Annotated in this window: 1 pseudogene; it reads right to left on the bottom strand. The window is 43.4% G+C overall.

Features of this window, described 5'->3' with window-relative positions:
- Positions 1–53 precede the first annotated feature (53 nt).
- Positions 54–401 (bottom strand): annotated as a pseudogene (locus PGX78_RS04720) (hypothetical protein); the annotation flags it as partial.

The following is a 401-nucleotide window of genomic DNA, read 5'->3' as shown; positions in this document are numbered from 1 at the left end:
TAAGATATAAAGAAAATAATCCCTTGGCTTATATAGCCAAGGGATTATTTTCTTTATACATATTTATCGATCAACTGTTGAAATTCATCAGCATGCTCAACTTGCCAAGCTGCAAAGGTACTTTTTGTCGCTTCAACGGACTTGCCCAGATCTACTATAAATTGGGGGATATCGATAGCCGATAATACACCTCGCTCTTTCCCTAATTTCTCTTTACCTAAGTCTTCGGACCCGCCGGTAAACAAGACAAAGGCCGGAACTGTTTCCCCGTTTACTCGTTTAGCACCTCCCATAAACCCCATACTTGCCAACTCATGAGTACCGCAAGAATTGGGACACCCTGAAATATACAGACGCGGCAAGACGCCTTCTGCAAAATGATACGGTTCGACTGCCGACAG

The organism is Megasphaera sp. AF13-6AC (genome assembly GCF_027685385.1).
In the GTDB taxonomy this organism is placed as follows: Bacteria; Bacillota; Negativicutes; order Veillonellales; family Megasphaeraceae; genus Megasphaera; species Megasphaera micronuciformis.
This window is presented reverse-complemented; position numbering and strand designations above follow the sequence as displayed.